Origin of the sequence: Agromyces binzhouensis (genome assembly GCF_004135055.1) — a bacterium.
Taxonomy (GTDB): domain Bacteria; phylum Actinomycetota; class Actinomycetes; order Actinomycetales; family Microbacteriaceae; genus Agromyces; species Agromyces binzhouensis.
Map to the genome: position 1 here is coordinate 1 of NZ_SDPL01000260.1, position 4410 is coordinate 4410.

Sequence of the window (4410 nt, forward strand, 5' to 3'; positions counted from 1 at the left end):
GAGCGCCCCGCGAGCGCCGACCGCCCGGCACGCGGCGTCCGCCCGCCGCGCCCGTCGACCCGCCCGAACGGGCAGTGGAAGGTCGACGGGACGGCGCCGCTCAACGCCAACGAGGAGTGGAAGCAGGAGGACGGCGGCCTCGCGGTGCGCGAGCGCATCGAGCGGATCTACGCCGACGGCGGCTTCGCCTCGATCGACCCGACCGACCTCCACGGCCGGTTCCGGTGGTGGGGCCTGTACACGCAGCGCAAGCCCGGCATCGACGGCGGCCGCACCGCCACGCTCGAACCGCACGAGCTCGAGGACGAGTACTTCATGCTCCGCGTCCGCATCGACGGCGGGCAGCTGACCACCGAGCAGCTCCGGGTCATCGGCGGCATCTCGACCGAGTTCGGTCGCGGCACCGCCGACCTCACCGACCGGCAGAACATCCAGCTCCACTGGATCCGCGTCGAGGACGTACCCGAGATCTGGCGCCGCCTCGAGGCGGTCGGCCTCGGCACGACCGAGGCGTGCGGCGACGTTCCGCGCGTCGTCCTCGGCTCGCCCGTCGCCGGCATCGCCGCCGACGAGCTCATCGACCCGACCCCGCAGAGCGACGAGATCACGAGCCGGTTCATCGGCGACGAGTCGCTCGCGAACCTGCCGCGCAAGTTCAAGTCGGCGATCACCGGCCACCCGAGCCAGGACGTCGTGCACGAGATCAACGACGTCGCGTTCGTCGCGGTCGAGCACCCCGAGCTCGGCGTCGGGTACGACCTCTGGGTCGGCGGCGGGCTGTCGACGGCGCCTCGGCTGGCGGAGCGGCTCGGCGTGTTCGTGGCGCCCGACCGGGTGGCCGAGGCCTGGCACGGCGTCGCGCAGGTCTTCCGCGACTACGGCTACCGCCGGCTGCGCAACAAGGCGCGCCTGAAGTTCCTGCTCGCCGACTGGGGCGTCGACCGGTTCCGCGAGGTGCTCGAGTCCGAGTACCTCGGGCACCCGCTGCCCGACGGTCCGGCGGCGCCGACCCCGCTGACCACCGGCGACCACGTCGGCGTGCACCGCCAGAAGGACGGCCGGTTCTACATCGGCGCGACGCCCATCGTCGGGCGCGTCTCCGGCCCGACGCTCACCGCGCTGGCCGACCTCGTCGAGTCGCACGGGTCGACGAGGCTGCGCACCACGCCGCACCAGAAGGTCGTCATCCTCGACATCCCCGAGGAGCGCGTCGAATCGCTCGTCGCGGGCCTCGACGAGCTCGGGCTGCAGGCTCGGCCGAGCCTCATCCGCCGCGGCACGATCGCGTGCACCGGCATCGAGTTCTGCAAGCTCGCGATCGTCGAGACCAAGGCGTTCGCCACGGCCGCCGTGCTCGAGCTCGAGGAGCGCCTCGACGCGTTCGACCTGCCGCACCCCATCAGCCTGCACGTCAACGGATGCCCCAACTCGTGCGCGCGCATCCAGACCGCCGACATCGGGCTGAAGGGCCAGCTCGTCACGATCGACGGCGAGCAGGTGCCGGGGTACCAGGTGCACCTCGGCGGCGGACTCGCCTCGCAGGACCGCGACGAGGCCGGCCTCGGCCGCACCGTGCGCGGCCTGAAGGTCACGGCCGACGGCATCGCCGACTACGTCGCCCGCGTGGTCACCCGCTTCCTCGAGGAACGCGACGCGGACGCCGACGAGACCTTCGCGCAGTGGGCGCACCGCGCCGACGAGGAGGCGCTGCGATGAGCGCGCGGAACCTCGGGCTCGAGCCCGCCCCGACCACGGGTCGCCGTCCGGCCGACGAGCTGCACGCGCTCGCCGCCGCGGGCGACGCCGAGCTCGGCAGCCTGACCGGCCACGAGGCATCCGCCGCCGAGGTCGTCGCCTGGGTCGCCGCGAACTTCGAGACGGATGCCGCGGCGGTCGCCTGCTCGATGGCCGACGCCGCTCTGCCGCACCTGGTGGCGCAGCAGCTGCCGGGCGTCGACGTCCTGTTCCTCGACACCGGGTACCACTTCACCGAAACGCGCGTCACCCGTGACGAGGTCGCCCGGCAGCTCGACGTGCGCGTGGTCGACGTGCTGCCCGAGCAGACCGTCGCCGAGCAGGACGCGGAGTTCGGCGCGGAGCTGTTCGCGCGCGACCCCGCCCTGTGCTGCGCGCGCCGCAAGGTCGAGCCGCTGCAGCGCGCGCTCGGCGGCTACGAGGTCTGGTTCACGGGCGTGCGCCGCGACGAGGCGCCGACGCGGACCCGCACCCCGCTCGTGACGTACGACGAACGGAATGGCCTCGTGAAGGTCAATCCCGTCGCGGCATGGAGCTTCGACGACCTCCTCGACTACGCGGGAGAGCACCGGGTGCCCGTGAACCTCCTCATGTCGCACGGCTACCCCTCGATCGGCTGCGAGCCGTGCACGAAGCCCGTCGCCGCGGGCGAGGACCCGAGGTCCGGCCGCTGGGCCGGCCTCGCCAAGACGGAATGCGGGTTGCACCTGTGAGCGAGAACCTGACCACGACGGATGCCGCGGCATCCGTCGCACGCACCTCGTCCCTCGACGCGCTCGACGCGCTGGAGGCCGAGGCCATCCACGTGATCCGCGAGGTCGTCGCCGAGTTCGAGCGACCCGTGCTGCTGTTCTCCGGGGGCAAGGACTCCGTGGTGGTGCTCCACCTGGCGACCAAGGCGTTCTGGCCCGCGAAGGTGCCGTTCCCCGTGCTGCACGTCGACACCGGCCACAACTTCCCCGAGGTGCTGCGGTTCCGCGACGAGACGGTCGCGCGCCTCGGCATCCGCCTCGAGGTCGCGTCGGTGCAGGACTACCTCGACGACGGTCGCCTGCAGGAGCGCGCCGACGGCACGCGCAATCCCCTGCAGACACAGCCGCTGCTCGACGCCATCGCCGCCGGACGGCACGACGCGGTGTTCGGCGGCGCGCGACGCGACGAGGACAAGGCCCGCGCCAAGGAGCGCATCATCTCGCTGCGGGACGAGTTCGGGCAGTGGGACCCGCGCAACCAGCGGCCGGAACTCTGGACGCTCTACAACGGCCGGCACACGGTCGGGCAGCACGTGCGCGCGTTCCCGATCTCGAACTGGACCGAGCTCGACGTGTGGCGGTACATCGAGCGCGAGGGCATCGCCCTCCCGCCGCTCTACTTCGCCCACGAGCGCGAGGTCTATGCGCGCGACGGCATGTGGCTCGCGGTGAGCGACGTCTCCGCTCCCCGCGCGGGCGAGACGGTCGAGCGGCGCACCGTCCGCTACCGCACCGTGGGCGACCTGAGCTGCACGGGCGCGATCGTCTCGGAGGCCGCGACGGTGTCGGACATCGTGCGCGAGGTCGCGGCATCCACCCTCACCGAGCGCGGCGCGACCCGCGCCGACGACCGCCTCTCCGAGGCGGCCATGGAGGACCGGAAGAAGGACGGGTACTTCTGATGAGCACGACGACGCCCACGACGACCGGCACCGCGACGACCGGCGGCGCGGCCGCTCCGGCGACCGGGTCGCTGTTCCGGTTCGCGACCGCCGGGTCGGTCGACGACGGCAAGTCGACGCTCGTCGGTCGCCTGCTGCACGACTCGAAGGCGATCCTCGCCGACCAGCTCGAGTCGGTCACGCGCACGTCCGCCGAACGTGGCTTCGGCGGCGAGCCGGGTGCGATCGACTTCGCCCTCCTCACCGACGGCCTGCGCGCCGAGCGCGAGCAGGGCATCACGATCGACGTCGCCTACCGCTACTTCACGACCGGCCGCCGGTCGTTCATCCTGGCCGACTGCCCCGGCCACGTGCAGTACACCCGCAACATGGTCACCGGCTCCGCCACCGCCGACGCCGTCGTCGTCCTCGTCGACGTGCGCAACGGCGTGCTCGAGCAGACCCGCCGCCACCTCGCGGTCGTCCAGCTGCTCCGCGTGCCGCACGTCGTCGTCGCCGTCAACAAGATCGACCTGGTCGGCTACGACCGCGCCGCGTTCGACTCGGTCGCCGCCGACGTCGCCGACCTCGCGCACGACCTCGGCCTGTCCGATGCGCACGTCATCCCGGTGTCGGCCCTCGCGGGCGACAACGTCGTCGAGCGGTCGGCGCACACGCCCTGGTACGACGGGCCGAGCCTGCTCGAACTGCTCGAGGAGCTCTCGACCATCGACGAGCTCGAGACCGACCTCGAGGCGCTCCGCCTGCCCGTCCAGCTCGTGATCCGCCCGCAGGGCGGCCTCTCGCCCGAGCTGACGGATGCCGCGGCCGACGCGTTCCGCGACCACCGCGCGTTCGCCGGGCGCATCGAATCGGGCACGGTGCGGGTCGGCGACCCGGTCGAGGTGTTCCCCGCCGGCGTGCGCACGACCGTCACGGGCATCCGCCGCGGGCCCGAGTCGCTCGCCGAGGCATCCGCCCCGCTCTCGGTCGCGCTCGAGCTCGCCGACCCGGTCGACGCC

General features: G+C 72.9%; 4 protein-coding genes. All 4 read left to right on the forward strand.

The features are described from left to right. A partial coding sequence (locus ESO86_RS12060) for a nitrite/sulfite reductase (protein ID WP_242492342.1) occupies positions 1-1716 on the forward strand: 1716 nt, incomplete at its 5' end. After that, complete coding sequence (locus ESO86_RS12065; RefSeq protein ID WP_129235251.1) at positions 1713-2468, forward strand: phosphoadenylyl-sulfate reductase; 756 nt, start codon at positions 1713-1715, stop codon at positions 2466-2468. The genes ESO86_RS12060 and ESO86_RS12065, both read left to right, overlap by 4 nt. Then, positions 2465-3409: a sulfate adenylyltransferase subunit CysD gene (gene cysD / locus ESO86_RS12070; RefSeq protein WP_422836491.1), complete on the forward strand. Its 945-nt coding sequence runs from the start codon at positions 2465-2467 to the stop codon at positions 3407-3409. The genes ESO86_RS12065 and cysD overlap by 4 nt, the downstream gene beginning before the upstream one ends. Then, a partial coding sequence (locus ESO86_RS12075; RefSeq protein WP_129235253.1) for a GTP-binding protein occupies positions 3409-4410 on the forward strand: 1002 nt, incomplete at its 3' end. The genes cysD and ESO86_RS12075, both read left to right, overlap by 1 nt.

What these genes read in the sequence shown, in the direction of transcription:
- ESO86_RS12065 (WP_129235251.1), top strand. Translation starts at nt 1,713, where the DNA reads ATGAGCGCGCGGAACCTCGGGCTCGAGCCCGCCCCGACCACGGGTCGC.